The following is a 24,570-nucleotide window of genomic DNA, read 5'->3' on the forward strand; positions in this document are numbered from 1 at the left end:
GCGAAGGCGGTTATCGGTCAAAGGCGACGCATCCAGATAGATGCAATGCTATCGTTATCATGCTCGTCGGAGATCGGCTCGAATCCGAACCCGCGGTAAAAGCACGGCAGGTGCACCTGCGCGTGCAGCCGCACCGCCGTGCTTGGCCAGCGCGAGCCGATAGGGTCGAGCGCCTGGGCCATCAACGCGCGGCCCAACCCATCGCCACGATGGCGCGGCGAGGCCAGCACACGGCCGATGACGCGATCGGCGCGCGCATCGTGCTGCGCGGCGGACAGCACCCGGAGATAGCCCGCGCACGGACGGCCCGGCAAGCGCGTATCGCGCGCAAACAGACGCCACGCCTGCCAATCAAGTTGATCGATATCGCGATAAATGCACCGTTGCTCGACGACGAAGACCTCACTGCGCACGTCCAACATGTCATAGACGTCAGCCACGCTCAACTCGGCGAAGTGCCGGACACGCCATTCGATCATGTCATCCATTCATCCCGGCGTGCATGGGCCGCACAGGGCCCCAAAGGTAGAAAGGCAGACGTGCGCCACCATGGCACGCTGGTACGCCGACGTCATGCAGGTGGCACGACTACTATTCATTATTGCATGATGCCTGCGCATGCACGCGTGAGCATCATGCGCTGCCCGCCGCCCACTGCCGGCCCTATCGGGTCGCCGTACTGGGGAAGCCGCCGTCCACGAGGGCAGCGCCAACGACGTCATTGCACTGGCCGGCGATACGCGGCGTCGACGCGGTCGTCAGCAGCACACGCTTTTGGCGTTGAAGGCCGCTGCACGGCTGGCAGCGCTGAAGACAGCAAGCGTCAAGCGACTGGTCGTCATAGGGGCGCGGTGCAAACAAAAAACCCCCTGAAATTAGGGGGTTGTCTGGAGGCGCGAGCCGGAGTCGAACCGGCCTAAACGGCTTTGCAGGCCGCTGCATAACCGCTTTGCTATCGCGCCATGGCACCTGGAGCGGGAGACGAGTCTCGAACTCGCGACCTCAACCTTGGCAAGGTTGCGCTCTACCAACTGAGCTACTCCCGCAAGCATGAGCTACTATGCGTCGTGGAGCGGGAGACGAGTCTCGAACTCGCGACCTCAACCTTGGCAAGGTTGCGCTCTACCAACTGAGCTACTCCCGCACGATGCTATCGCCGTTCACGCGTTGGCGTGTTCAGCAGAGTTCGAGATTATGCTGAAAGCGACGCACAGTGTCAAGGACCGAGGCCGATAAAAAATCCGTGCCATCGCAGCAATGCCCGTTCCGCTCCAGCCCGTCATGCAGCCCGATCGCGGATCTGCGGCCAGGCCAACTTCATGTAATAGAACATCGACCAGATCGTCAGCACGGCCGCCAAGTAGATTAGCCACTCGCCCACGACGCGCGTGTTGATCGCGAACTGCCCCGGCACGCCAATTGGCGCGTAGTACAGCAGCATTGGAATCGCGATCATTTGGCACGCGGTCTTGAACTTGCCTAGCGAATTGACGGCGACGCTCTTGGATGCGCCGATCTGCGCCATCCATTCACGCAGCGCGGAAATCGCGATCTCACGGCCCACGATCACCAGCGCAATGGCCGCATCGAGCCGCATCAAGTGCACCAGTACCAGTAACGCGGCGGTCACCATCAGCTTGTCCGCAACCGGGTCAAGAAAGGCACCAAATGCCGAAGTCTGGTTGAGCTTGCGCGCGAGAAATCCATCGAACCAATCGGTCAACGCCGCCAGGATGAAGATGGCCGCAGCCGCTTCGTTCTTGTCCTGCGCGATCAGCATCGTGTCCGGCAGATAGTACACGCCAACGATCAACGGGATCAGCACGATCCGGAGCCACGTCAGGAAAATCGGTAAATTGAAAGGCATCGAAGCGAACGGGCGATGAAAGGTTGCGCAGGATTGCCATTGTGCCGCGTGATCCGGCGCGTCACAAGCAAACGGCCCACGCGCCAGCCGCCATGCTCAATGCAATTGACGGTAAATCTGCTCGGCCAGCGTGCGCGACACGCCTTCGACACTGGCCAATTCGTCGATGCTAGCGGACATCACGCCGCGCAGTCCGCCAAAGCGCGCGAGCAATCGCTGCCGTCGCTTCGTCCCCACCCCCTCAAGCTCCTCCAGGCGCGAGCTGTGCCGCGCTTTGGCGCGTTTGGCCCGCATCCCGGTGATGGCAAAGCGGTGCGCCTCGTCGCGGATCTGCGCGACCAGCATCAGCGCGGCACTCTCCTTGCCCAACTCGAGCGGCGCCCGCCCGTTTGCGAAGACCAGAGTCTCCAGACCAACCTTGCGACCTTCACCTTTCGCGACCCCAACCAGCATGCCGGCGTCCAGCCCCAGTTCCGTGAAAACCTGACGGGCGATCTCGACCTGCCCCTTGCCGCCGTCGATCAGCACAATGTGCGGCAGCGCGCCGGCACTCGCAACCGCCTGTGCCGCGGGCTGCGCGTCGCGGGCGGGTGCGGCGCCGCGAGCCGGGTGCACGTCGGCCGGCAAAGTCGATGATGCGCCGGCCAATTGCGATACGACCTTTTCATAGCGCCGCGTGAGCACCTGCCGCATAGCGGCGTAGTCATCACCCGGCGTGATCCCCGTGATGTTGTAGCGCCGGTACTCGGCGGACTGCATCTTATGATGGTGATAGACGACACAGGAGGCCTGGGTTGCCTCGCCCATCGTATGCGAGATGTCGAAGCACTCGATGCGCAACGATGACAAGTCCTCCAGGTCAATTGACAGCACCTGGGCAAGCGCGCGCGTACGGGCCTGCTGGGAACCCTGCTCGGACAGCAGCCGGGCGAGCGCGAGTCGTGCATTCTGCTCGGCCATCGATAGCCATGCCCGCTTCTGGCCTTGCGGCTGGCGGATCAGCGAGACCTTGTGCCCGCACTGCTGCGTCAGCACGTCAACCAGCTCACGCGTGGCCGGCGCATGGCTAACGATGATGACTGGCGGCACCGGATGGCCAATATAGTGCTGTGCGATGAACGCGTCCAGCACCTCTGCCTCGATGCCATCCCGCGCTGTCTTCCGTGTGCTACGGTCCATCGCCAGGATATCGGCTGCTGCAGCGCTGGCTGCCGGGATGGCGGCTGTCGTCACTTCCGGCCCATCGCCGGCCTTGGATCCACCATCTACTTCGAATTCATTGCCCACCTCGGACCCACCGCCCGCCTCGGACCCATTGCCCACCTCGGACCCATTGCCGGCTTCTGATACCTCGGCAACGTCCGCGCCGTTGTCGGCATCATGCACATCGGCGGTTGCCGGCGCCTTACCCCCCGACAGCCTATCGGCGACGCACGTGGCACCCATAGCCTCCTCCACGCTGAACTCGTCCGGCGCGGCCAGCGCGGTCTCGACGTGGGATGGAAAATAAGCCTTGTCGCCGAGATGGCGTCCGCCACGTACCATGGCCAGGTTCACGCACACGCGCCCTCCTTGCGCAACCACCGCCAGGATGTCGGCATCGCCGCTGCCACGCTCGGCGCCGACCTCGATCGCCTGCTGATGCAGCACCTTGGACAAGGAGCTCATCTGGTTGCGTACCGCGGCCGCCTGCTCGAATTTCAACTCGGCCGCGTAACCATGCATCTTGTCCTCCAGTTCGTTCATTACCTCACGCTGACGCCCCTGCAGAAAGCGCGCCGCGTTCGTCACGTCGCGTGCATAGTCTTCGTCACTGATTGCGCCGACACAAGGCGCAGTGCACCGGCCGATCTGATGCAGCAGGCAGGGGCGGGTACGGTTGCTAAAGACTGAGTCCTCGCAGGTTCGCAATTGGAATACGCGCTGCAAGATCTGAATGCTCTCGCGCACCGCCCAGGAACTCGGGAATGGGCCAAAATACTGGTTGTGCTTGTCAACCGCGCCACGGTAGTACGCCATGCGCGGGAAGCGATGCCCAGTGAGCTTCAGGTACGGATACGACTTATCGTCGCGAAACAGAATGTTGTAGCGTGGCGTCAACGCCTTGATCAGATTGTTCTCTAGCAGCAGTGCCTCGGCTTCGGAACGGGTCACCGTGGTTTCGATACGCGCGATGCGCTGGACCATCAACGCGATGCGCGGCGACACTAGCGTTCTAGTGAAATAGCTCGATACACGTTTTTTCAAGTCGCGCGCCTTGCCCACGTACAGCACGGCGCCTTGCGCGTCGTAGTAGCGATACACGCCGGGCAGGTGCGGCAACTGCGCAATGACACGCTTAGGGTCGAAACCCGCATCGGGCTCGGCAACGGACGGCGGGACGGACGGTTCAGTCATGTAGCCAATACCGGATCACTCTCGTGCGCTGCACGGGATCTGTGCTCTAAAATAAGAAGTTTAGATCATTCGTCAAGCGGCCTGCGCGTCGCGCACGCGTCCCATGTCCTCCTGCCCCGACCCACTCGTCGCGCGTGCGCCGCTCACGTGCGACATTTTCTGCACGGTAATCGACAATTTCGGCGACGCCGGCGTCTGCTGGCGGCTGGCCCGGCAATTGGCGAATGAATACGGCTGGCAGGTGCGTCTGTTCATCGACGAGTTGGCCACGCTCGCGCGCTTAGCGCCTGGGCTGGATGCCCAGCGTGAGCGGCAAATGCTGGCCGGCGTCATCATCGAGCACTGGCATGGGCTCCAGTTCGCTGAGCCTGGCGCGGCGGTACTGAACATCGCCGATGTCGTCATCGAGGCATTCGCCTGTGATCTGCCGGCGTCATACGTTGCTGCGATGGCGCAACGCTCGTCGCAGGTAGCCTGGATCAACCTTGAATACCTGTCGTCAGAAGACTGGGTAGCGCACTTTCACTTGCGCGCGTCGTCCCATCCCCGCCATGCGCTGGCTAAGACGTTCTTCTTCCCCGGCCTCGGCGCCCACACCGGCGGAGTGCTTCGCGAGCAAGACCTGGACTCGCAGCGCCGCACGTTCGTCGAATCGGCGGCCGAACGGGCAGGCTGGTGGACGACGCTCGGGCTGCCACAGCCCGATCCGGCCGCCACGGTCGTATCGCTGTTCTCCTACGAGAATCCCGTCCTCGACGTGCTGCTCGAGCAATGGCGCGATGCGACGGATCCGTTGGTGCTACTGGTTCCACAGGGACAAATCTCTAGCTCCGTGGCGCGGTTCTTCGGTTATCCTGCAGGACCGCGCGCATTCGCGGCAGGCACGAGCGCGAGCGCAGGCGCGCTGAGCGCGCATGCGTTGCCGTTCACCGATCAGCTCGGCTACGACCGACTGTTGTGGAGCGCCGATATCAACTTCGTGCGTGGCGAGGATTCGTTCGTGCGCGCGCAATGGGCACGCAAGCCGTTCGTCTGGCACATCTATCCACAGGCGGATGATGCACATCTGCCGAAGCTGGACGCGGCCCTCGCGCATATCGGCTCGGCGCTGGAGCCGCGCGCGCGCGACGCATTGACGCGCTTCTGGCACGCATGGAACGGCAATTCAACGCATGGCCTGCCCGATTGGCAGGATTTCATCCAGCATCGGGAAGCGTTCGCGGCACGCGCGCACGCATGGGCGGACGAGCTAGCCGCCGTCGGTGATCTAGCCGGGCATCTGGCCGCATTTGTCCAAAATACGTTAAAATGGTGAGTTTTCAAGCGTTTAGGCTCGCCTGTCGGACTGCCCAATGCGGGGGCGTGCCGTCAGCCATTCGCCATACCCATTTATCGGACAGGACAGTGTTATGAAGACCGCTCAAGAACTGCGTACGGGCAACGTCATAATGATCGGCAACGATCCCATGGTCGTGCAGAAGACCGAGTACAATAAGTCGGGCCGCAACGCCGCGGTCGTCAAGTTAAAATTAAAGAACCTGCTGACCGGCGCGGGCAACGAGTCGGTGTACAAGGCCGATGACAAATTCGACGTGGTCGTGCTCGACCGCAAGGAAGTTACCTATTCGTACTTCGCTGATCCAATGTATGTCTTCATGGATGCGGACTACAATCAGTACGAGGTCGAAAGCGAGATGATGGGCGATGCGTTGCACTATCTCGAAGATGGCATGATGTGTGAAGTGGTGTTCTACAACGACAAGGCGATCTCCGTCGAGTTGCCGACCACGCTGGTGCGCGAAATCGTCTATACGGAACCTGCGGTCAAAGGCGATACGTCGTCCGGTAAGGTTCTCAAGAATGCCAAGTTGGCTACCGGCTTCGAATTGCAAGTGCCGCTATTCTGCAACATCGGCGACAAGATCGAGATTGACACGCGTACACACGAGTACCGCAGCCGCGCGTAACAGCGCGTCGAATAGTCTCAATGCTGCAACGCAAGCGCTCCGACTGGAGCGCTTTTTGTTTACGGGGTCAACGCTACGCGACGCGACGCGACACCGCTGCGCAGCGGTGGAAGAATTTACGCGCCAAACGGGAAAAATTTGCCGCATCGGGGCCGCGCGCGAGTCACCCTATTACAGCAACACGTTGATTGGTAAAGTGCTACGAACTGGCACGAAGCATGCTCACCCCGAACCGCCACCGCAGCGCTCAAAAATTCGCCGCAGATAATACCTCTTCGCGCTATGCCACACGCCCTGATCGTTGAAGACGACCCTAACAGCCTGTCGGGATTGTCGACCATCCTGAGTACGGATGGCTTTTCCGTCGACACGGCAGCCACGCTCGAAGAAGCGCGCGCCGCGTTGCAGCGGTTTATTCCCGATGTGGTGCTGGTCGACTTGAACCTGCCAGACGGCAGTGGGCTAGACGTGCTGCACTCGCTGCCGTCCCAGCCGGACGGCGCGACGCCCGTCATCGTCATGACCGGTAACGCGACGGTAGAAAGCGCGATCGAAGGGCTGCGCCACGGCATTTGGGACTACCTACTCAAACCAGTCAATATCCCGCGATTGCGCAGCCTGTTGGCGCGCATCCCGCGCCCATACGAGCTTACCGAGGAAGTTCAGAACTTGCGTGCAGCATTGCGGCGAGTCGGCCGCTTTGGCTCAATGATTGGCCGCGGTGCAGCAATGCAACAGGTCTATGACACGATCGAGCGTATCGCGCCGACAGAGGCAGCGGTGCTGATCGTCGGCGAGCCGGGAACGGGCAAGGAGATCGCCGCGCGAACGCTGCACGAGATGAGCCGTCGCAAGAAAGGCCCACTGGTGAAGCTGGACGGCGCGGCGGCCAATCACGCAAGCGCTGAGCCGTGGGAAAGCATGCTATTCGGTCACCAGCGCGGCGCATTCGATGGGGCGGAGACGAACGAAGCCGGCGTGCTGGAACAGGCGGCCGGCGGCACGCTGTTCATCGACCGTGTCGATCTGCTGCCGGCCGCGCAGCAGGAAGCACTCGCACGAGCGCTGGGCGTGCGCACATTCCGCCGGATGGGCGGTACCACCGATCTGAGCGCCGACTTCCGGGTGGTGGCGGCCACCGTCGAATCGCCGCAGCAGGCGCTGGCCCGCGGCACGCTGCGCGCCGACCTGCTGCAACGGCTAAATGTGGCGCCGCTGATATTGCCGCCGCTGCGCGAGCGCGGCGAGGACATCGAACTGTTGGCCACTTATTTCATCGACGTGCTGAACCAACGCCACGAGTCGGTCAAGCGGCTCAGCCCGCTTTGCGTGCGCGAGCTGTTCCAATACGAGTGGCCGGGCAACGTGCGTGAATTGCGCGACGTGATCGAGCGCGCGCATCAGGCGTCCGAGGACATGATCGAAAGTTTGTCGCCGGACGACGAAGGCAGCCGCACTGGCCGTTCGCTGTCGAGCAACCAAGTGCAGATTGCGGTCGGCACACCGCTTGCCGATGTCGAGGAGATGTTGATCCGCGCCACGCTCGATGCGGTGGGCGGCACCCGACATCGTGCGGCGACGCTGCTCGGCATCAGCCCCAAGACGCTGTACAACAAGCTTCAGCGAATGAAGGTGACCTAAGCCGGTCCACCCCGTTCACCGCAGATTGTCGATCAGCTCGCGTGCTTGGCAATAGTCGGGTTGGCGCATTAGCTCGCTCCACCTCGGCGCGCCACCGCGGGGGGCGAGCCGCTTGATGCGACGCCGGGACGCCGTATCGATAACGCGCGCGCGCAGGCGCTGCAGCACATCGTCGGCGTCCTCGGGACAATTGCACACGAGCACCATGTCGCATCCGGCATCAAGCGCCGCGTGCGCGGCCTCGGCGGTAGTCCCGGCCTGGCGCGCCGCCTCCATCGACAAATCGTCGCTGAAGATCACGCCATTGAACCCAAGCCTGCCGCGCAGGATCTGCTGCAGCCACACGCACGAGAAGCCGGCTGGCCGGGTATCGACGGCCGGATAAACGACATGGGCCGGCATTACCGCGGCCAGCGACAGCCCAAGCCATTGATATGGCTGCGCATCGCAGCCGAGAATTTCGTCGAGCGCGCGGGTATCGACAGGCGCTTCGACATGCGAATCCGCCTCTACGTAGCCGTGCCCTGGAAAGTGTTTGCCGCAGGCTGCCATCCCGGCCAGTGCCAAGCCATGCGCGACGCTTTTGGCCAATAGCGCGACAACGCGCGGATCCGCATGGAACGCGCGATCGCCGATCGCCTTCGAGCGCCCGTAGTCCAGATCGAGCACCGGCGCAAAGCTCAAGTCGACGCCACTCGCGCGCAACTCCGATGCCATCACATAGCCAATCGCCGTGGCCATTCGGATCGCCGCGAGCGCATCGTTGTTCCATAGCGCGCCCAGCGCGCGCATCGGCGGCAGCGACGTAAACCCATCCCCCCGGAAACGCTGCACACGCCCGCCCTCCTGGTCCACCGCAATGATCACGTCATCGCGCACATCGCGGATTGCGCCGGTCAGCTCGAGCAATTGCGCGCGATTCGCATAATTGCGGGCGAACACAATCACGCCGCCAGTCAGCGGATCGGCGATCCGGCGAATATCGTCACGACTCAACGAAGTGCCGACGACGTCAAGCATCACCGGACCATATTGGCCCTTGCGGTTGTTCAACTAGGGTTCCTGAGGTCGGTTGCGTGCCGGTCCATCGGCCCGGCACCGGGGCTATCCATGGACGCGTCAACTTCGGCGATGACGAACGACACCGCATAATCACGTTCGTCGCTGACGGATACGCGTGCGCTAAGTCCGCGCTCGGCCATCCACCGGGCCAGCTCGCCAGACGCGACGAGCACCGGCTTGCCGCTCTTCTCGTTGAGCGTCTGCACCGCGCGCCACGCCATGGGCCAATGCATGCCGAGCCCGATCGCTTTGGAGAACGCCTCCTTCGCGCTGAAGCGGGTGGCCAAGAACGCCACCCCACGCACGTCCGAGCGTGCCGCGCGCAGGCGATAGACCACCAGTTCCTGCGGACCGAGGATTTTCTCGGCAAAGCGGCCGCCGGTGCGCTCCATTACAGCGGCGATGCGGCTAAGCTGCACGATGTCCGTACCGACCCCATAGACGGCGCGGGGCACCCTCGGCGCGGGCGCGGCTGCGGTGCTCATGCACGCGCGCCCACACGCGATGCGACGATGATCGCCTTCATTTCCCGCACGGCGTTGTCCCATCCCGCAAAAATGGCATGCGCGACGATGGCATGGCCAATGTTCAGCTCGGCAATGCCATCGAGCGCGGCAATGCGCTGCACGTTGGTATAGTGCAGGCCGTGACCGGCATTGACTTTCAGGCCCAGCGACAGCCCCAGGTCAACCCCCACGGCGATCCGCTCGAATTCCTGTGACTGCCGGACGTCGTCATCCGCGTCGGCGTAGCGTCCAGTATGCAGCTCGATCACCGGTGCGCCACTTTCGTGAGCCGCCCGAATCTGCTCCGGCTCAGCGTCGATGAACAGCGATACGCGCGTGCCCGCATCGGCCAGTTGTCGGCTCGCCGCCTTGACCGCGTCAAAATGCGTGACCACATCCAATCCGCCTTCGGTGGTCAACTCGGCGCGCTTTTCCGGTACCAGGCAAACGTCATGTGGGCGCACGTCACAGGCGATGTCGAGCATTTCCTGCGTCAGCGCGCACTCCAGGTTCATTCGGGTCTTGAGCAACGGCCGCAACGCGCGCACGTCGGCATCCACAATATGGCGGCGATCCTCGCGCAGATGCAGCGTAATCGCGTCGGCACCGGCAGCCTCAGCTTGCAGCGCCGCGCGCAGCGGGTCGGGATACGCCGTGCCGCGCGCGTTGCGTAACGTGGCGACATGGTCGATGTTGACACCCAATTCGATGATAGGCGTCGGCGACGAGAAGACGTTCATAGGCTTTGCAGGTCAATCAGGATCTGGCGCGTCGCAAGCGGCGCGCCACCAAGATAAGTATTAAGCAAAAAACGCATCAGGGTCTTGCTCTGCGCGACGGTCTGCGCACGCGAATAATCGTCACGCTCCATGTCAAGCAGCGTTTGCCCGGCAATGACCGGTCCGCGCAGCGCGTGCGCCTCAGGCTCGAGCATCTCGACGTCACACACGCCCCGTTCGGGGTCGAACACATATGAGCGCCCGGCTACGACATGCTGCCTCGTCACGGTCCGATCGAGCGACATAGCATAGCCGGTCTCACGCAGTAAGACGCGCTCGAACGAGCGCAATACCTGCACCGCTGGTTCATCATGCGCGAGCCGTGTCAACGTCAGCAAGTAATGGTCGAACAAGGTGGTATGCGGATCTTCCCGTGCACAGAACCGAACGAGCAACTCGTTGACGTAAAAGCCACACAGCAGTGCATCGCCGGTAAGCGGACGCATTCCGCCGACCCATTCAGCCCTGGTCAGGGTCCGCATTTCGGACTTGCCGGTCCATGACAACGCGAGCGGCTGAAACGTCTGCAGCACGCCGCGTAGCGCCGAATGCGGCCGCTTCGCCCCCTTTGCGACGAGTGCGAGACGGCCGTGCGTGCGCGTCAACACGTCGATGATTAGGCTCGTCTCGCGATACGGGTAGGTGTGCAACACGAAGCCCGGCTGCTCGGCGATACGGTGGCCCGAGCGCGGCGCGGCGGCGCGGCGACGGGTCGGTGCGGCGTCATCTGGCGCGGACCGCGCCACCTCGCCCGACATATCTGACATATCTGACATATCTGACGCATCCGACGCATCCGACGCATCCGACGCATCCGACGCATCCGACGCATCCGACGCATCCGACGCATCCGACGCGCCCGGCGGCGCGCCGCCGGGCGTCAGGCAGGGTGCCTCGCTGGCGTCGAGTTGCCCGGCCTCCTCTGGATGACCCGGCCAGACGTCACTCGTACCCATAGGCGCGCAATCCCGCCTCGTTGTCCGCCCAGCCACTCTTGATCTTCACGAACGTCTCCAGATAAACCGGACCATCGAAAAGCTTTTCCATGTCGACGCGCGCCTCGGTGCTAATCTGCTTCAGCTTTGCGCCCTTCTGCCCGATGATCATCGCCTTGTGGTTGTCACGATCAACGAGAATCGTTGCGAAAATCCGCCGCAGGCGGCCTTCCTGCTCGAACTTGTCGATCAGTACCGTACTCGTGTAGGGCAACTCGTCTCCGGTCCAGCGGAAGACTTTCTCCCGCAAGATCTCGGCCGCCAAGAATCGCTCGCTGCGATCGGTTAGCTCGTCCTCGCCGTAAATCGGTTCACCGAGCGGCAACGACGGCCGTAGGATCGTCAGCAGCCGCGTAATGTCGTCCGGCTGCTTCGCGCTCATCGGTACGACGTCACGGAACGCGCGCAGCGCCGCTGTGCTTTTCAAGAATGGCAGCAGCACGCTCTTGTCTGAAAGCTTGTCGATCTTGTTCGCTATCAGCACCGTCGGCACCGAGGGCGGGATCAACTCCAGCACTCGCTGGTCATCGGGCCCGTAACGGCTAGCCTCGACCACGAACAGTACGACGTCCACCGACGTCAGCGTCGAGGTGACCGCGCGGTTCAGCGAGCGGTTCAGCGCCGAGCCGTGCCGGGTCTGGAAGCCGGGCGTGTCGACAAAGATGAATTGCGCATCGTCCAGCGTCCGGATACCCGTGATCCGGTGCCGCGTGGTTTGCGCCTTGCGTGACGTGATGCTGACCTTCTGTCCGACGAGGGCGTTCATCAACGTCGATTTGCCGACATTGGGGCGCCCGACGATCGCGATCATGCCGCAACGGAAACCGGTTTGTTCAAGAGTCGAATTCATGGCAAGCGGACCTGCAGGAAATACTGCTGACGTGGGCGCGTGGCGCCCCACCTCAGCTGTCGGGTTCAAAGGGTAAAGCGCGGCAGGTCATATGGTGACAGGCCGCATGACGCGGTCGCGGTCACGCGCCGGCATCGGCCTTGCGTGGCGCCGGATGAGGCACCGTATCGCGGCGCTCATCGGGCGCCTGTGCGGGCTCAGCCGGCACATCGGCCACCACGGTGGGGGTGGCCATCGCTGCCGCCGCCCTGGCCAATGGCGCATCGGCCGTCGTAGCCGCGGCGGCCCCCTTGTCGGCCTGGCGTGACGCCCGCTCGATCGAATGATCGGCGTGCGAAGCACGCATCATCGCGACGGCACTCGGCACGCCATGCGGCAACGGCGCGCTGCTCGCGCGTTCACGATCATTATTCTCCCTGCGCTCCATTGGCTGCATCGCCCGCTCGGCGGGCTGCACCGCGGTGCGCTCGGCGCGGCCCAGCCGCTCAGCCTTGCGGTCCAACGCGGGGCGTAAATCCAGTGCGCCCTGCACCCCGGTGCTATGCGACGGTGCGTCCTCGGATTCGCGCTTGGCGGCGCGTGCCGCACTTTTCGATCGCTTCGGCTTGCCGAGCAACTGTGGCGCCACCGCCATCACTTCTTCGAGCGCCTTTTTTGCGGCAGCCTGCTCGGCTGCACGCCGACTGGCACCGGTGCCGAACACCTTGACCTCGAGCTTCGGCACCGTGCACTCGACCTCGAACTGCTGATTATGGGCAGCACCCGTGGTTGCGATCACCGTGTAGCTCGGCAATGCGATCTTGCGGCCCTGCAGATACTCCTGCAACAGTGTCTTGGCATCCTTGCCCAGCGTGCGCGGATCAATATGATCCAAAATAGGGACATATAACCGCTTGATCACTGTTTGTGCCGCGTCGAACCCCCCATCGAGGAAGATCGCGCCGAGCACCGCCTCAAGCGTGTCGGCTAGGATCGATGGCCGCCGGAAGCCGCCGCTGCGCAACTCCCCCTCACCGAGCCGCAGCGCCTCTGCGATATTCAGCGCCTGAGCAATTTCGTACAGCGACTGTTGCTTGACGAGATTGGCCCGCACGCGGGACAGGTCGCCTTCGTCGAGCTTGCTAAAACGTTGGAACAAAAGAGCGGCCACCACGCAGTTGAGGACTGAATCGCCAAGGAATTCGAGCCGCTCGTTATGCGTGGCACTGTGGCTTCGGTGGGTCATCGCCTGCCGCAACAATTCCGCATTGCGAAATTCGTAGTGCAGCCGGCTTTCCAGCGGTGACAAAGGCATGGATAGAAGTATAACGCGTGCCGCAGGTTGAGCCGTGCAACGCTCAGGCGTCATTCGAACGAGCCGATGCGCTTCAGGTTCGAGAAGTTCAGCCAGATGAAGAACGCACGGCCGACCAGGTTGCGCTCAGGCACAAAGCCCCAGTAGCGACTGTCGGCACTATTATCCCGGTTGTCGCCCATCACGAAATAGTGGCCCGGCGGCACCTTGCAAATCACGCCGCGGTCATTGTAATGGCAATTATCGCGATAGGGATAATCGTCTGCGCCAATTACGAACGGCGGCACGCCTGGATCGTTGAGCAACGCATGGTGCTTGTCTCCGAGCGTCTCGCTGTACTGCTTGACGTATTTGGCCGGCTGCCCCATCGACAGCCGGTCCTCATCCAGATAATCCGGCAGCGGCGTTTTGAGCACCACCTTGCCATTGATCGTCAAGTGCTTGTCCTGATACGCGACCACGTCGCCCGGCACGCCGACAACGCGCTTGATGTAGTCGACCGACTCGTCCTTCGGATAGCGGAACACGACGACGTCGCCGCGCTGCGGATCTCGGTTCGGGATGATTTTCTTGTCGATGATCGGCAAGCGGATCCCGTAATCAAACTTGTTGACCAGGATAAAGTCGCCAACAAGCAGCGTGGGCACCATTGAGCCGGACGGGATCTTGAACGGCTCGACAATAAATGAACGCAGCACGAAGACTAGCAAGATCACCGGAAAGAAACTCGCCGAATACTCGAGCCACCACGGCTGGCGCAGCCATTCTTCGCGCAGCCTTGCCCGCGTGCGGGCGGCGTTTTCATCGCGAAAGCGCGCATCCATGCGCTGTTGCTGCTGATCAAACTCGTGCGCGGCAGCATCCGCGGCCCGCCGGCGCTGAGGCAGAAAAACCAGTTTGTCCGCTACCCATGCAATGCCGGTCAACACAACCAGGATAAAGAGGATCAGCGCAAAATTCATGGAGATTCCGTTTTTCGGTTATTTGTCTTCGACTTTGAGGATAGCGAGAAATGCCTCTTGAGGAATCTCGACGCTGCCGACCTGCTTCATCCGCTTCTTGCCTTCTTTTTGCTTTTCGAGCAGCTTCTTCTTGCGCGTGATGTCGCCACCGTAGCATTTGGCCAGCACGTTCTTGCGCAGCGCCTTAATGTTCTCGCGCGCGATGATGTGCGCGCCGATAGCCGCCTGGATCGCGACGTCGTACATCTGCCGGGGAATGATTTCGCGCATCCTCGCAGCTACCTCGCGGCCGCGATATTGCGACTGCGATCGATGCACGATCACCGACAACGCATCGACCTTATCGCCGTTGATCAGCATATCAACCTTGACCACGTCTGATACCCGGTATTCCTTGAACTCATAGTCCATCGACGCGTAGCCGCGCGATACGGATTTGAGCCGATCGAAAAAATCCAGCACGATCTCGGCCATCGGTATCTCATACGTGAGTTGCACCTGGCGACCGTGGTAGGCCATGTTGACCTGATTGCCGCGCTTGCTCGTGCATAGCGTGATCACCGCGCCGACATAGTCCTGCGGCATATACAGATTTACCGTCACGATCGGCTCGCGAATCTCGGCGATCCTGGCGGGCTCAGGCATCTTCGCCGGATTCTCGACCATCACCATCGAGCCATCCTGCATCAGCACCTGGTACACGACGGTCGGCGCCGTCGTGATCAAGTCCATGTTGAATTCGCGCTCAAGCCGCTCCTGCACGATTTCCATGTGCAGCAAACCTAGGAAGCCACAGCGAAAGCCGAAGCCCAGCGCCTGCGAGACCTCGGGTTCGTATTGCAGCGACGCATCGTTAAGCTTGAGTTTCTCGAGCGACTCGCGCAACGCATCGTACTGGTTGGCCTCGACCGGATACAGCCCAGCAAACACCTGCGGCTTGACTTCCTTGAAGCCCGGCAACGGTTCAGCCGCCGGCTTCGCCGAATGGGTGATCGTGTCGCCAACCTTCGCGGCCGTCAATTCCTTGATGCCAGCGATCACGAACCCGACCTCGCCCGCGGACAAGACGTCGCGGTTTTGCGACTTCGGTGTGAATACGCCCACGTGCTCGACCGGATACTGCGCGCCGGTCGCCATCATCTTGATCTTGTCCTTTGGTCGCAACGCGCCATTGATGATGCGCACCAGCATCACGACGCCGACGTAATTGTCGAACCACGAATCGATGACCAGCGCCTGCAGCGGCGCCTGCGCGTCGCCGCGGGGCGGCGGCACCTTGGCGATCAGCGCTTCGAGTACGTCCTGCACGCCCAGGCCGGTCTTCGCGCTGCACTGCACTGCGTCCGTGGCGTCAATGCCGATCACATCCTCGATTTCGGCCATCGCGTTGTCCGGGTTTGCCGCGGGCAGATCAATCTTGTTGAGCACCGGCACGACTTCGACACCCAACTCGATCGCCGTATAGCAGTTTGCGACGGTCTGCGCCTCGACCCCCTGGCTTGCGTCGACGACCAGCAGCGCCCCCTCGCAGGCGGACAACGAACGGCTCACCTCATAGGAAAAATCGACGTGGCCCGGCGTGTCAATCAGGTTCAAGTTATAGACACGACCATCCCGCGCCCGGTACGTCAACGCGGCAGTCTGCGCCTTGATTGTGATGCCGCGTTCGCGCTCCAGGTCCATCGAGTCGAGCACTTGCGCTTCCATTTCGCGGTCCGACAGGCCACCGCACAGTTGGATGATGCGGTCGGCAAGCGTCGATTTACCGTGATCGATGTGCGCGATGATCGAAAAATTACGAATATGATCCATTCAGTGCCGATCAAGCGAAAAAGGCGCGCTCGGACAAAAGCGGAGCACGCCTTGCGATAAAGTCAAGAATCCGCGCATTTTAGCGGAAAACGCATCAATCAGGCTGGACTCGCAGGCCATCGCCCCGCATCGAAGCCTGCCAGCGCCCGTGCGACGCGCACAGGATCGAGCCGATGGCGGCACAACTCAACGCCGTCCAGCAGCAGCACGGGTACCGCCTCGTCATACCGCGCTTGCAGCACCGGATCCGCGTCGATGTCAACTACGTCGATGGCAATGCCGCTCGTGCTCGGCCACAGCGCATCGAGTTGCGCCCGCATGTCGTCGCACAGATGACACCACGCGCGGCCGTACAGCGTCAGGCGAGGCAGGCGGCGCGAGCCGTGCGCCATCATCGAGCGTCGGCCCGCATTACTTCTGCGCCGGCGCGGGCTGCGGCCTGACCGGGACGAACTGCGTGTTGTCGCCGCGGCGCACCAGCAACGCCGCAGCCTTTTGCGGATCGAGTTGCTGCACGAGCGACTCGAATTGTTTCGTATTCGAGACGTCGGTATCGCCGATTCGCAGGATGATGTCGCCCCGCTGTAGGCCGGCGCGGGCCGCCGGGCCGTGCACGCTATCGACCTGCACGCCGCCGGTCAGATTCATCGACTTGCGCTGCGCCGGAGACAGATCGCTGACCGCCAGTCCAAGCTGGTTCGATGCCCGCTCGCGCGGCGGCGTGCGACGACTAGTCTGTGCCTTCGCCGTCTTGTCCGGCTGCATCTCGGCCACGACGACCGACAAATCCTTCGTCTGGCCCTTGCGCCAGATCGTCAGCGTCGCCCGGGTACCGGGCTTGGTTTCGCCCACCATCCGCGGCAGGTCCGTCGCCGCATCCACAGTGCGCTCATTGAATTTCAGGATGATATCCCCCGGCTGCACGCCGGCCTTATCGGCCGGGCCGTCCGCCTCGACGTTGGACACCAGCGCGCCTTGCGCCTTAGGCAAACCCAGTGAGTCCGACACGTTCTTGGTCACTTCGCCGACCGCCACCGCGATCCGGCCCCGCACGACCCGCCCGTTGACTTTGAGCTGGTCTGCGACGCGCATGGCCTCGTCGATCGGAATGGCAAACGAGATCCCCATGAAACCGCCGGTACGGCTGTAGATTTGCGAGTTGATGCCAATGACCTCGCCTTGCATGTTGATCAACGGCCCGCCCGAATTGCCAGGATTGACCGCGACATCAGTTTGGATGAACGGCAAATAGTCGCCGGTATCACGCCCCTTCGCGCTGACGATGCCAACCGTGACCGTGTTGTCTAGCCCAAAGGGGGAGCCAATCGCCACGACCCATTCGCCAACCCGGACCTTGTCTGAATCGCCGATCGTCACTGTCGGCAGGCTCGCCGCATTGATCTTCACGAGCGCCACATCGGTGCGCTCATCCACGCCGATCAACTGTGCCTTGAATTCGCGTTTGTCGGTCAGCGTCACATAGATCGTGTCCGCGTCATCCACCACATGCGCATTGGTCATCACATAGCCGTCGGCCGATAAGATAAAGCCGGAGCCCACGCCGCTGCTCTGCTCCGAGTCCGACGGGTCTGAATCGCCGCCTCCGCCCCCTCTGCGTGGCGGGTTCGGCTTGCCCGGCTGCTGTGGCAGCGGAATACCGAAGAAGCGCCGGAAAAACTCGGACATATCGCCGTCATCCAGCCCGGGGGGCAGGCCTGTCGGGACCTGTTGCTGCACATGCGTCGTGGTACGGATATTGACGACCGCCGGGCCGACCTTATCGACCAGGTCCGTGAAATCTGGCAGGCTGGCGGCAGCTGGCGCCGCGGCTGCGCACGGAGGCACCAACGGAATACAGAGGGCCATGGCGGCCGCGAGCAGAAATCTGCGCACCGGATGGATATTCATATTGTCGACAAAAGAAAGAGACCGCGCGAACTATCGAGGAGCCTTGTATTCTATGGCAGAAGTGAACCGTTGCAGCGTCGTCATCGGTACTTCGCCCAACGCGGTGATCCAATAATCACCATGGCGCTTGACTAGGATGTGCGTGGCTCCGCTCGCACCCGAGCCTTCCTTGCGGGAATTGTGCTCGAATGGCTCGACGAAAATCGAGATCGCACACAGCCCATCCGAAAACACCGCCTGATCTACGGCAATGGGCGACGACGATGGATCGCGTGCGGCCATCGGCCGGCGTAGCGCCCGCACCTTGTGAAACCCAAAAATCTGATTCGGCAGTTGCCAGCCCGCTGCTTCCATGTTGACTGGCTCCACCGGGGAGCGCACGCAACCGGATGCGTTGCGCATGGCCTGGGCAATCGCGTTGCGCTCTGCCGTCACGCCGAGCCGGACCTGCGAAAAAGCAACCTGCTCGAGCACCTGCCCATCGCTATCCAGCGTCTGCTCGCGCAACAGCAAGCCGGTCTTCTGGTCAGCCCACAACTTATACGTATAGCGCAGCGCGTCCTTTGGACGCAATTCGATCACCGTCGCGTCCAGTCCGGCGACACGGTCGGTCCCTAGCAGTTGCGGATCGTAGACACTCAATACGCGGTCGCTGCTTGCGGACAATAGCGCGGGAAACGAATCCTTGCTCTGCCGATGCTCGAACACGCACAGCTTGCGCTCGGGCACGAACGTGTAGACCTCGTCGTTGTGCCGTAGCATCCGGCGCGGCTTGCCGTCCAGGCTTTCAAGCCTTTCATATTCGCCGTCACCATGATCCGCGAAATGCACGATGCTGGATGACTGCACCGCCGACCCGCGCTGGTAGACGAAAGTCCCTTCGTAGCTCTGCTGCTGCGCGGCCTGGTGGATCCGGTTCAGCCAATTGGCCGCCTCGCGCCTGGCGACGAGCGGGTCGTCAGTGCGCGGCTGAGCGTAGACGGCCGCGCAGACCATCGAAATGAATACGGCTGCGACGAACCTCGTTCCCCGCAGCCGCCCCCGTGCATCGATTGTGGTTGACCGCTGAAGCTGCATCAGATTAGTTGCCCTCGGAAACCGCGGCGGCACGGATCAAAGGCGTGGCGGATTGGATCATCGGCTGCTGCGCGAATTGCTGGTGCGCGGCGAGATATTGATCCAACGCCACATCGCGAACAATGTTTACCTCCTGGACGCCCTGCTGCACGCCACCATCGACCGGCGTGGACGACAATGCGACGCGCTGCATTGCCTCCACACCCGAGCCGCTGACCGAAGCGACTTGTGCCGGCGTGCCTGCACTGCCAAGGCCCTGCAGTTGCGGCACGACCACCCAACTCAGCGTCGCAGCGGCAGCAGCCACCGCGAATACGGGCAACATGCAGCGCCGTAACGCCAGCGCGCGCCGCACGTTGGTCCGCAACGCCGACGGCGCCAGCACGTGCGGCTCATCGGCCAGTCGCGCGGAAAACCGGGCAACGAACGCCGCACTCATCGCGGCATCGTCGGCCAAGTCGTCGGAGCGCAGCACATCACCGATCAGGTGATAGTCGGTCCACAGGGCCCGCCCGTCGGCATCCAGCGTCGACAGGAACTCGGCAAGCCTGGGCAACTCGCGCGCGTGCGCCGCGTGCCCGGCGCCTTCCGGCAATTCACCATCCAGCGCGGCGGAAATACGCTCGGCAACCGAAATGTGGCTCGCCGACTCGTTCATTTGCAATGGAACCGACCCCATGATGCTCCCCATCTAACTGACAACCCCGTAGCCCCCGCTCGACCCTTACCACCGCTACCACCGTTTTCCTTCGGGGGTATCCAGCAACGGGCGCAACCTTGTCGCAATGGCCTCGCGAGCCCGAAAAATCCGCGACCGGACGGTGCCGATTGGGCAACTCATCATCTCGGCGATTTCCTCGTAGCTCAGTCCTTCGATCTCGCGCAGCGTGATCGCCGTGCGCAGCTCCTCGGGCAATAGCGCCATCGCGGCGTTGACCGTCTGTGCGATCTGCTTGCTCATCAACACTGATTCAGGCGTGTTGATATCCCTTAGTTGGTCGGCATCGGAGAAAGTTTCAGCCTCCTCTGCGTCCGCTTCCGTGGACGTCGGCGCACGCCGGCCCTGCGTCGCAAGGTAATTCTTTGCGGTGTTAACGGCTATCCGGTACAACCATGTATAGAACGCGGACTCGCCGCGAAATTGCGGCAACGCACGATATGCCTTGATGAACGCGTCCTGCGCGACGTCCTCGACTTCCGCGGGGTCGCGCACGAGGCGCGAAATCAGCCTGATAATCTTGCGGTGGTATTTGGCGACCAGGAGTTCGAACGCGGCTTTGTCGCCTTTCTGGACACGCTCGACCAGGGCCTGGTCGATTTCTTTTTCGCTCACCTGAAAAATCCGTTGTCTGTATAGATTGCGACGCGAAAGGACGCCTATTGTAGCGCCCCGAGGGCAGGCAAGCGTTACAACGGTTACAAGGGGCCGCGCGGGTGCGCTGCGGCGCAACAATTCATCCGGGCCGCCGGCGCTGACGCGCCAACGCAATTGCCAACTCGCGGAAATGGGCCGGCTCGATTGCGTCCGCCGCGATTAGCACCGAGCCCGGCCTTGCACGGCGCCGCGTTGCCCGTTCTTCATCAGGCGCCAGGCGCAGCACCAGCAAGCCGGCAGCAGGACGCGCGTGCCCCACAATCCGGTGATATCGCACCGGCGCGCCCTGGCGGTGCCACGTGAGCACACCATCCGGCTCGACTTTGATCGCAATCGGCCTCATACGTTCTTGCCACTGCGAACAAACAACCAATCCGAGCGCCACCGCGAGCGCTACCGCTGCGGCGGCGATGAAACCGATGCGCGGCGCCAGCACCAGCATCACCGCCAGCGCGCACGCACACGCGCCAGCCATGCCCAGCGCCGCAAGCATCGGCGAGCACCGCAAAGCCATCGCGTCGTCGCGCGCCACCGATGCGATGCCGAGGTGCGGCGACGGCGCGGGCTGGAGCCCCGCGCAGATGGCGCGATCCGTCATCAGACGCGCTTGAACACCAGCGTACCGTTCGTGCCGCCGAAGCCGAACGAGTTCTTCAACGCGACATCGATCTTCATCTCCCGCGCGGTATTCGCGCAGTAATCCAGGTCGCACTGCGGATCCTGATTGAAAATGTTGATCGTCGGCGGCGATACTTGGTGATGCAGCGCCAACACGGTGAACACCGACTCCAGGCCGCCTGCGCCGCCGAGCAGGTGGCCGGTCATCGACTTCGTCGAGTTCACGACCATGTGCTTCACGTGGTCGCCAAACGTGCGTTTGATGCCGATGGTCTCCGCCAGGTCGCCCAACGGCGTCGACGTACCGTGCGCATTCAGGTAGTGGACTTCATCCAAGTTCACGCGCGCGTTCTTCAACGCCGCCAGCATGCAGCGGCGCGCGCCGTCGCCATCCTCGAGCGGCGCCGTGATGTGGTACGCGTCAGCGCTCATGCCATAGCCGGCGACTTCGGCATAGATCTTCGCGCCGCGCGCCTTCGCGCGCTCGTATTCCTCGAGCACCATGACGCCAGCGCCCTCGCCCAGCGCGAAGCCATCACGGTCCTTGTCCCACGGACGGCTGGCCGTGGCCGGATCATCGTTGCGCTGCGACAGCGCGCGCGCGGCGGCAAAGCCGCCAATGCCCAGCGGCGACACGGTCGCTTCCGCGCCGCCGGCCAGCATCACGTCGGCGTCCCCGTACTCGATCAACCGCGCCGCCTCGCCGATGCAGTGCAGGCCGGTCGTGCAGGCGGTCACGATCGCCAGATTCGGCCCCTTGAGGCCGTAGCGCATCGACAGGTGACCGGAGATCATGTTAATAATCGAGGCTGGCACGAAGAAAGGAGAAATTCGCCGTGGCCCTCGGTTCAGCAACTCGGTTTGCGTGACTTCGATCATCGGCAAGCCGCCAATGCCCGAGCCGACGACCACACCGATACGCTCCAAATCCTCGCTTGCCGTGTCGATGCCCGCGTCCGTCATGGCTTGCACGCCGGCCGCAAAGCCGTAGTGGATGAACGTATCCATATGACGGGCCTCTTTAACCGTCATGTAGTCCTCGATATTGAAGCCCTTGACTTCACCGGCGAAACGCGTTGAAAAATTCGATGCGTCAAACTTCGTGATATTCGCGATCCCCGATTTGCCAGCAACCAGGTTCGCCCAACCGTCGGCAACGTTATTGCCAACGGGCGAAATCAGCCCAAGGCCGGTAACTACCACACGACGACGGCTCACGATATTCCCTTTTTCATAAATAACAGAAAATCAAAAAGCCACAGCGGCCGCACGGAAACCCGTGAGCCCTGTGGCCGCGACCTGCGACAGAAAACTCAGACGCTCAAGCCTTGACGTTAGCCCGGGCGTAGTCGATTGCCTGCTGGACCGTCGTGATCTTCTCGGCTTCCTCATCCGGAATCTCCATGCCGAATTCGTCTTCCAGCGCCATCACAAGCTCGACCGTATCCAGCGAATCCGCACCCAGATCGTTGACGAACGATGCCTCGTTCTTGATTTCCGCGTCAGCCACGCCGAGCTGTTCCGCAACGATCTTCTTGACGCGCTGTTCGATGTTGTCCATGCACCCCTCCAGGGAAAATGAGTTCAAAAATGCAAGTGCGCGCATTTTATCAGGTTTGTCCCGCAAAAAATGACGCGCGACCAGTTTCGCCACAACCCTTGCAAGCACCGCAGCAAGTGCAGCCAGCACCCGTCAGGACATGTACATGCCACCGTTGACGTGCAGCGTCGTGCCCGTGATATATCCCGCCTGCGCCGAAGCGAGGAATGCCACCGCGTGGGCGACGTCTTCCGGCGCACCCAGCCGGCCTAATGGAATCTGCGCGTCGAGCGCAGCGCGCTGCGCCTCGGGCAACACGCGGGTCATATCCGTGTCGATGAACCCCGGCGCCACGCAGTTGACGGTAATGTTGCGACTGCCGATCTCGCGCGCCAGCGCCCGCGTCATACCAGCCACCCCCGCCTTGGCCGCTGCGTAGTTGACCTGCCCCGGATTGCCGGTTGAGCCGACGACGGACGTGATACTGATGATGCGCCCGCCGCGAGCCTTCATCATCGGCCGCAGCACGGCACGCGACAGGCGGAACACGGCCTTCAAGTTGGTGTCGATTACCGCATCCCACTCGTCGTCCTTCATCCGCATCGCAAGCTGGTCCTGCGTGATGCCGGCGTTGTTCACTAGGATGGTCAATGTCCCGAACTCCTTGACCACCGAATCGACCAGCGCATCGGCCGCGCGGCCGTCGTTGACGTCCAGCACCACGCCGCGACCGGCCATGCCCTCGGCGCGCAACGCGTCACTGATCGCCGTCGCCCCCTTGTCGGACGTGGCGGTGCCGATCACCGTCGCGCCGGCGCGCCCGAGCACGAGCGCAATCGCACGGCCGATGCCGCGCGACGCGCCGGTGACTAGCGCAATCTGTTTGTCGAGCGATTTTTCCATCTCGTCTTGGCTCCAAATCAAATGATAAATCCCGTTGACAGCCCGGCATTTAACCTTGCAACAGTTTCAGCGTATCGTCGAGCGATGCCGGATCGACGATCGCGCCGCCCACCAGGTTGGCATCAATGCGCCGCGTCAGCCCAGCCAACACCTTGCCAGGGCCGCACTCGATCACATGCGTGATCTGCTGCGCGGCGATCGCGCGCACGCATTCGACCCAGCGTACCGGTCCGGCGGCCTGGCGCACCAGCGCATCCTTGATGCCGGCCGGATCCGATACCATCGCCACGTCGATATTGCTAACCACCGGGATTTGCGGCGCGCGCACATCGACATCGGCCAGATATTCGCGCAGGCGCTCGGACGCCGGCTTGAGTAGCGATGAATGAAACGGCGCTGACACGGGCAGCAACACCGCGCGCTTCGCGCCCTTAGCTTTGGCGATCTCGCATGCCTTGTCCACGGCCGCCTTGTGGCCAGCGATCACAACTTGCGCCGGCGCATTGAAATTGACCGCCTCGACGATGCCGACCGCCCCCGCTTCCGAGCACGCGGCGCGCACTGCGTCATCATCCAGCCCCAGGACCGCAGCCATCCCTCCGGCCCCGACCGGCACCGCTTGCTGCATCGCCTGTGCGCGAAAGCGCACCAGCGGCAACGCGTCGCGAAACGTGATTGCGCCCGCGGCGACCAGTGCCGTATATTCGCCGAGGCTGTGGCCGGCAACGACCGCCGGTGCCGCGCCGCCGGCTTGCTGCCACACACGGTAAATCGCGTAGGCGGCGGTGAGCATCACGGGCTGCGTATGGGTGGTCAGGTTCAGTTCGTCGGCCGGCCCCTGTGCGATCAAGCGGCCGATATCCTGGCTCAGCGCATCGGACGCTTCCTCGAGCGTCGCCTTCACAACAAGATGATCGCTGAATGCATCGAGCATGCCGATCGATTGCGAGCCTTGTCCAGGGAAAACGAACGCGAACTTCATATCGTCCTCGAATAGAAAAAAACAGGGAAACGGCA

Annotated in this window: 24 protein-coding genes and 3 tRNA genes; 3 read left to right on the forward strand and 24 right to left on the reverse strand. The window is 62.5% G+C overall.

Annotated elements, in window-relative coordinates; translation table 11 throughout:
- Nucleotides 1-17: 17 nt before the first annotated feature.
- The 6 genes from IHE30_RS03225 to uvrC all read right to left on the reverse strand — a co-directional run bounded on the left by IHE30_RS03225 (nt 18) and on the right by uvrC (nt 4,264).
- Nucleotides 18-488 (reverse strand): GNAT family N-acetyltransferase, encoded by a 471-nt coding sequence (locus tag IHE30_RS03225; RefSeq protein ID WP_443193583.1) that lies wholly within the window; start codon nt 486-488, stop codon nt 18-20.
- Nucleotides 489-888: 400 nt separating this feature from the next.
- Nucleotides 889-962: transfer RNA gene (locus IHE30_RS03230), tRNA-Cys, on the reverse strand.
- Between the two features lie 8 nt (nt 963-970).
- Nucleotides 971-1,046 (reverse strand) — tRNA-Gly (locus tag IHE30_RS03235).
- Nucleotides 1,047-1,068: 22 nt separating this feature from the next.
- Nucleotides 1,069-1,144 (reverse strand) — tRNA-Gly (locus IHE30_RS03240).
- A 135-nt stretch (nt 1,145-1,279) separates the two neighbouring features.
- Complete coding sequence (gene pgsA / locus IHE30_RS03245) at nt 1,280-1,867, reverse strand: CDP-diacylglycerol--glycerol-3-phosphate 3-phosphatidyltransferase (protein ID WP_337688768.1); 588 nt, start codon at nt 1,865-1,867, stop codon at nt 1,280-1,282.
- Between the two features lie 96 nt (nt 1,868-1,963).
- On the reverse strand, nt 1,964-4,264 hold the full coding sequence (gene uvrC / locus IHE30_RS03250) for an excinuclease ABC subunit UvrC (RefSeq protein WP_337688769.1): 2,301 nt from the start codon (nt 4,262-4,264) through the stop codon (nt 1,964-1,966).
- Between the two features lie 103 nt (nt 4,265-4,367).
- Between uvrC and earP the strand changes: the two genes are divergently transcribed.
- The 3 genes from earP (at nt 4,368) to IHE30_RS03265 (ending at nt 7,872) form a co-directional block, all read left to right on the forward strand.
- Nucleotides 4,368-5,579, forward strand: coding sequence for an elongation factor P maturation arginine rhamnosyltransferase EarP (gene earP / locus IHE30_RS03255; protein ID WP_337688771.1), 1,212 nt, complete (start codon nt 4,368-4,370; stop codon nt 5,577-5,579).
- A 94-nt stretch (nt 5,580-5,673) separates the two neighbouring features.
- Nucleotides 5,674-6,231 carry an elongation factor P gene (gene efp, locus IHE30_RS03260; protein ID WP_337688772.1) on the forward strand — a complete coding sequence of 186 codons (558 nt, stop codon included), beginning with the start codon at nt 5,674-5,676 and terminating at the stop codon, nt 6,229-6,231.
- A 282-nt stretch (nt 6,232-6,513) separates the two neighbouring features.
- Nucleotides 6,514-7,872, forward strand: a complete 1,359-nt coding sequence (locus tag IHE30_RS03265) for a sigma-54-dependent transcriptional regulator (RefSeq protein ID WP_337688773.1) — start codon at nt 6,514-6,516, stop codon at nt 7,870-7,872.
- Nucleotides 7,873-7,887: 15 nt separating this feature from the next.
- Here the strand turns inward: IHE30_RS03265 and nagZ are convergent, their stop codons facing one another.
- The 18 genes from nagZ to fabD all read right to left on the reverse strand — a co-directional run bounded on the left by nagZ (nt 7,888) and on the right by fabD (nt 24,535).
- Nucleotides 7,888-8,892, reverse strand: coding sequence for a beta-N-acetylhexosaminidase (nagZ, locus tag IHE30_RS03270; RefSeq protein ID WP_337689000.1), 1,005 nt, complete (start codon nt 8,890-8,892; stop codon nt 7,888-7,890).
- A gap of 29 nt (nt 8,893-8,921) precedes the next feature.
- Nucleotides 8,922-9,419 (reverse strand): holo-ACP synthase, encoded by a 498-nt coding sequence (gene acpS, locus IHE30_RS03275; protein ID WP_337688774.1) that lies wholly within the window; start codon nt 9,417-9,419, stop codon nt 8,922-8,924.
- Nucleotides 9,416-10,180 (reverse strand): pyridoxine 5'-phosphate synthase, encoded by a 765-nt coding sequence (gene pdxJ / locus IHE30_RS03280; protein WP_337688775.1) that lies wholly within the window; start codon nt 10,178-10,180, stop codon nt 9,416-9,418. The genes acpS and pdxJ overlap by 4 nt, the downstream gene beginning before the upstream one ends.
- Nucleotides 10,177-11,175, reverse strand: coding sequence for a DNA repair protein RecO (gene recO, locus IHE30_RS03285; RefSeq protein WP_443193584.1), 999 nt, complete (start codon nt 11,173-11,175; stop codon nt 10,177-10,179). Before recO ends, pdxJ begins: the two co-directional genes overlap by 4 nt.
- The gene (era, locus tag IHE30_RS03290) at nt 11,162-12,025 is read right to left on the reverse strand and encodes a GTPase Era (RefSeq protein ID WP_443193594.1); all 864 of its coding nucleotides are present in this window, start codon (nt 12,023-12,025) and stop codon (nt 11,162-11,164) included. Before era ends, recO begins: the two co-directional genes overlap by 14 nt.
- Nucleotides 12,026-12,185: 160 nt before the next feature.
- The gene (rnc, locus tag IHE30_RS03295) at nt 12,186-13,358 is read right to left on the reverse strand and encodes a ribonuclease III (protein WP_337688777.1); all 1,173 of its coding nucleotides are present in this window, start codon (nt 13,356-13,358) and stop codon (nt 12,186-12,188) included.
- Nucleotides 13,359-13,408: 50 nt separating this feature from the next.
- Nucleotides 13,409-14,320: a signal peptidase I gene (lepB, locus tag IHE30_RS03300; protein ID WP_337688778.1), complete on the reverse strand. Its 912-nt coding sequence runs from the start codon at nt 14,318-14,320 to the stop codon at nt 13,409-13,411.
- Between the two features lie 18 nt (nt 14,321-14,338).
- Entirely contained in the window at nt 14,339-16,132 is a 1,794-nt protein-coding gene (gene lepA / locus IHE30_RS03305; protein WP_337688779.1) for a translation elongation factor 4, read from the reverse strand.
- Between the two features lie 98 nt (nt 16,133-16,230).
- The gene (locus IHE30_RS03310; protein WP_337688780.1) at nt 16,231-16,527 is read right to left on the reverse strand and encodes a glutaredoxin family protein; all 297 of its coding nucleotides are present in this window, start codon (nt 16,525-16,527) and stop codon (nt 16,231-16,233) included.
- Nucleotides 16,528-16,543: 16 nt separating this feature from the next.
- Nucleotides 16,544-18,040, reverse strand: coding sequence for a DegQ family serine endoprotease (locus IHE30_RS03315; RefSeq protein WP_337688781.1), 1,497 nt, complete (start codon nt 18,038-18,040; stop codon nt 16,544-16,546).
- Between the two features lie 30 nt (nt 18,041-18,070).
- On the reverse strand, nt 18,071-19,117 hold the full coding sequence (locus IHE30_RS03320; protein ID WP_443193585.1) for a MucB/RseB C-terminal domain-containing protein: 1,047 nt from the start codon (nt 19,115-19,117) through the stop codon (nt 18,071-18,073).
- Nucleotides 19,118-19,121: 4 nt separating this feature from the next.
- Nucleotides 19,122-19,796: a sigma-E factor negative regulatory protein gene (locus tag IHE30_RS03325; protein ID WP_337688783.1), complete on the reverse strand. Its 675-nt coding sequence runs from the start codon at nt 19,794-19,796 to the stop codon at nt 19,122-19,124.
- Nucleotides 19,797-19,850: 54 nt separating this feature from the next.
- Nucleotides 19,851-20,450: an RNA polymerase sigma factor RpoE gene (gene rpoE, locus IHE30_RS03330; protein ID WP_337688784.1), complete on the reverse strand. Its 600-nt coding sequence runs from the start codon at nt 20,448-20,450 to the stop codon at nt 19,851-19,853.
- Nucleotides 20,451-20,571: 121 nt separating this feature from the next.
- Nucleotides 20,572-21,090 carry a protein YgfX gene (locus IHE30_RS03335; RefSeq protein WP_337688785.1) on the reverse strand — a complete coding sequence of 173 codons (519 nt, stop codon included), beginning with the start codon at nt 21,088-21,090 and terminating at the stop codon, nt 20,572-20,574.
- A complete protein-coding gene (fabF, locus tag IHE30_RS03340) occupies nt 21,090-22,328 on the reverse strand; it encodes a beta-ketoacyl-ACP synthase II (RefSeq protein WP_337688786.1) in 1,239 nt (412 codons plus the stop codon). Before fabF ends, IHE30_RS03335 begins: the two co-directional genes overlap by 1 nt.
- 103 nt (nt 22,329-22,431) lie before the next feature.
- The gene (gene acpP / locus IHE30_RS03345; RefSeq protein WP_041754094.1) at nt 22,432-22,671 is read right to left on the reverse strand and encodes an acyl carrier protein; all 240 of its coding nucleotides are present in this window, start codon (nt 22,669-22,671) and stop codon (nt 22,432-22,434) included.
- Between the two features lie 132 nt (nt 22,672-22,803).
- Nucleotides 22,804-23,553 (reverse strand): 3-oxoacyl-ACP reductase FabG, encoded by a 750-nt coding sequence (fabG, locus tag IHE30_RS03350; RefSeq protein ID WP_337688787.1) that lies wholly within the window; start codon nt 23,551-23,553, stop codon nt 22,804-22,806.
- A 49-nt stretch (nt 23,554-23,602) separates the two neighbouring features.
- The gene (gene fabD, locus IHE30_RS03355; RefSeq protein ID WP_337688788.1) at nt 23,603-24,535 is read right to left on the reverse strand and encodes an ACP S-malonyltransferase; all 933 of its coding nucleotides are present in this window, start codon (nt 24,533-24,535) and stop codon (nt 23,603-23,605) included.
- Nucleotides 24,536-24,570 lie beyond the last annotated feature (35 nt).

Source organism: Mycetohabitans sp. B46, assembly GCF_037389205.1.
Classification (GTDB): Bacteria; Pseudomonadota; Gammaproteobacteria; order Burkholderiales; family Burkholderiaceae; genus Mycetohabitans.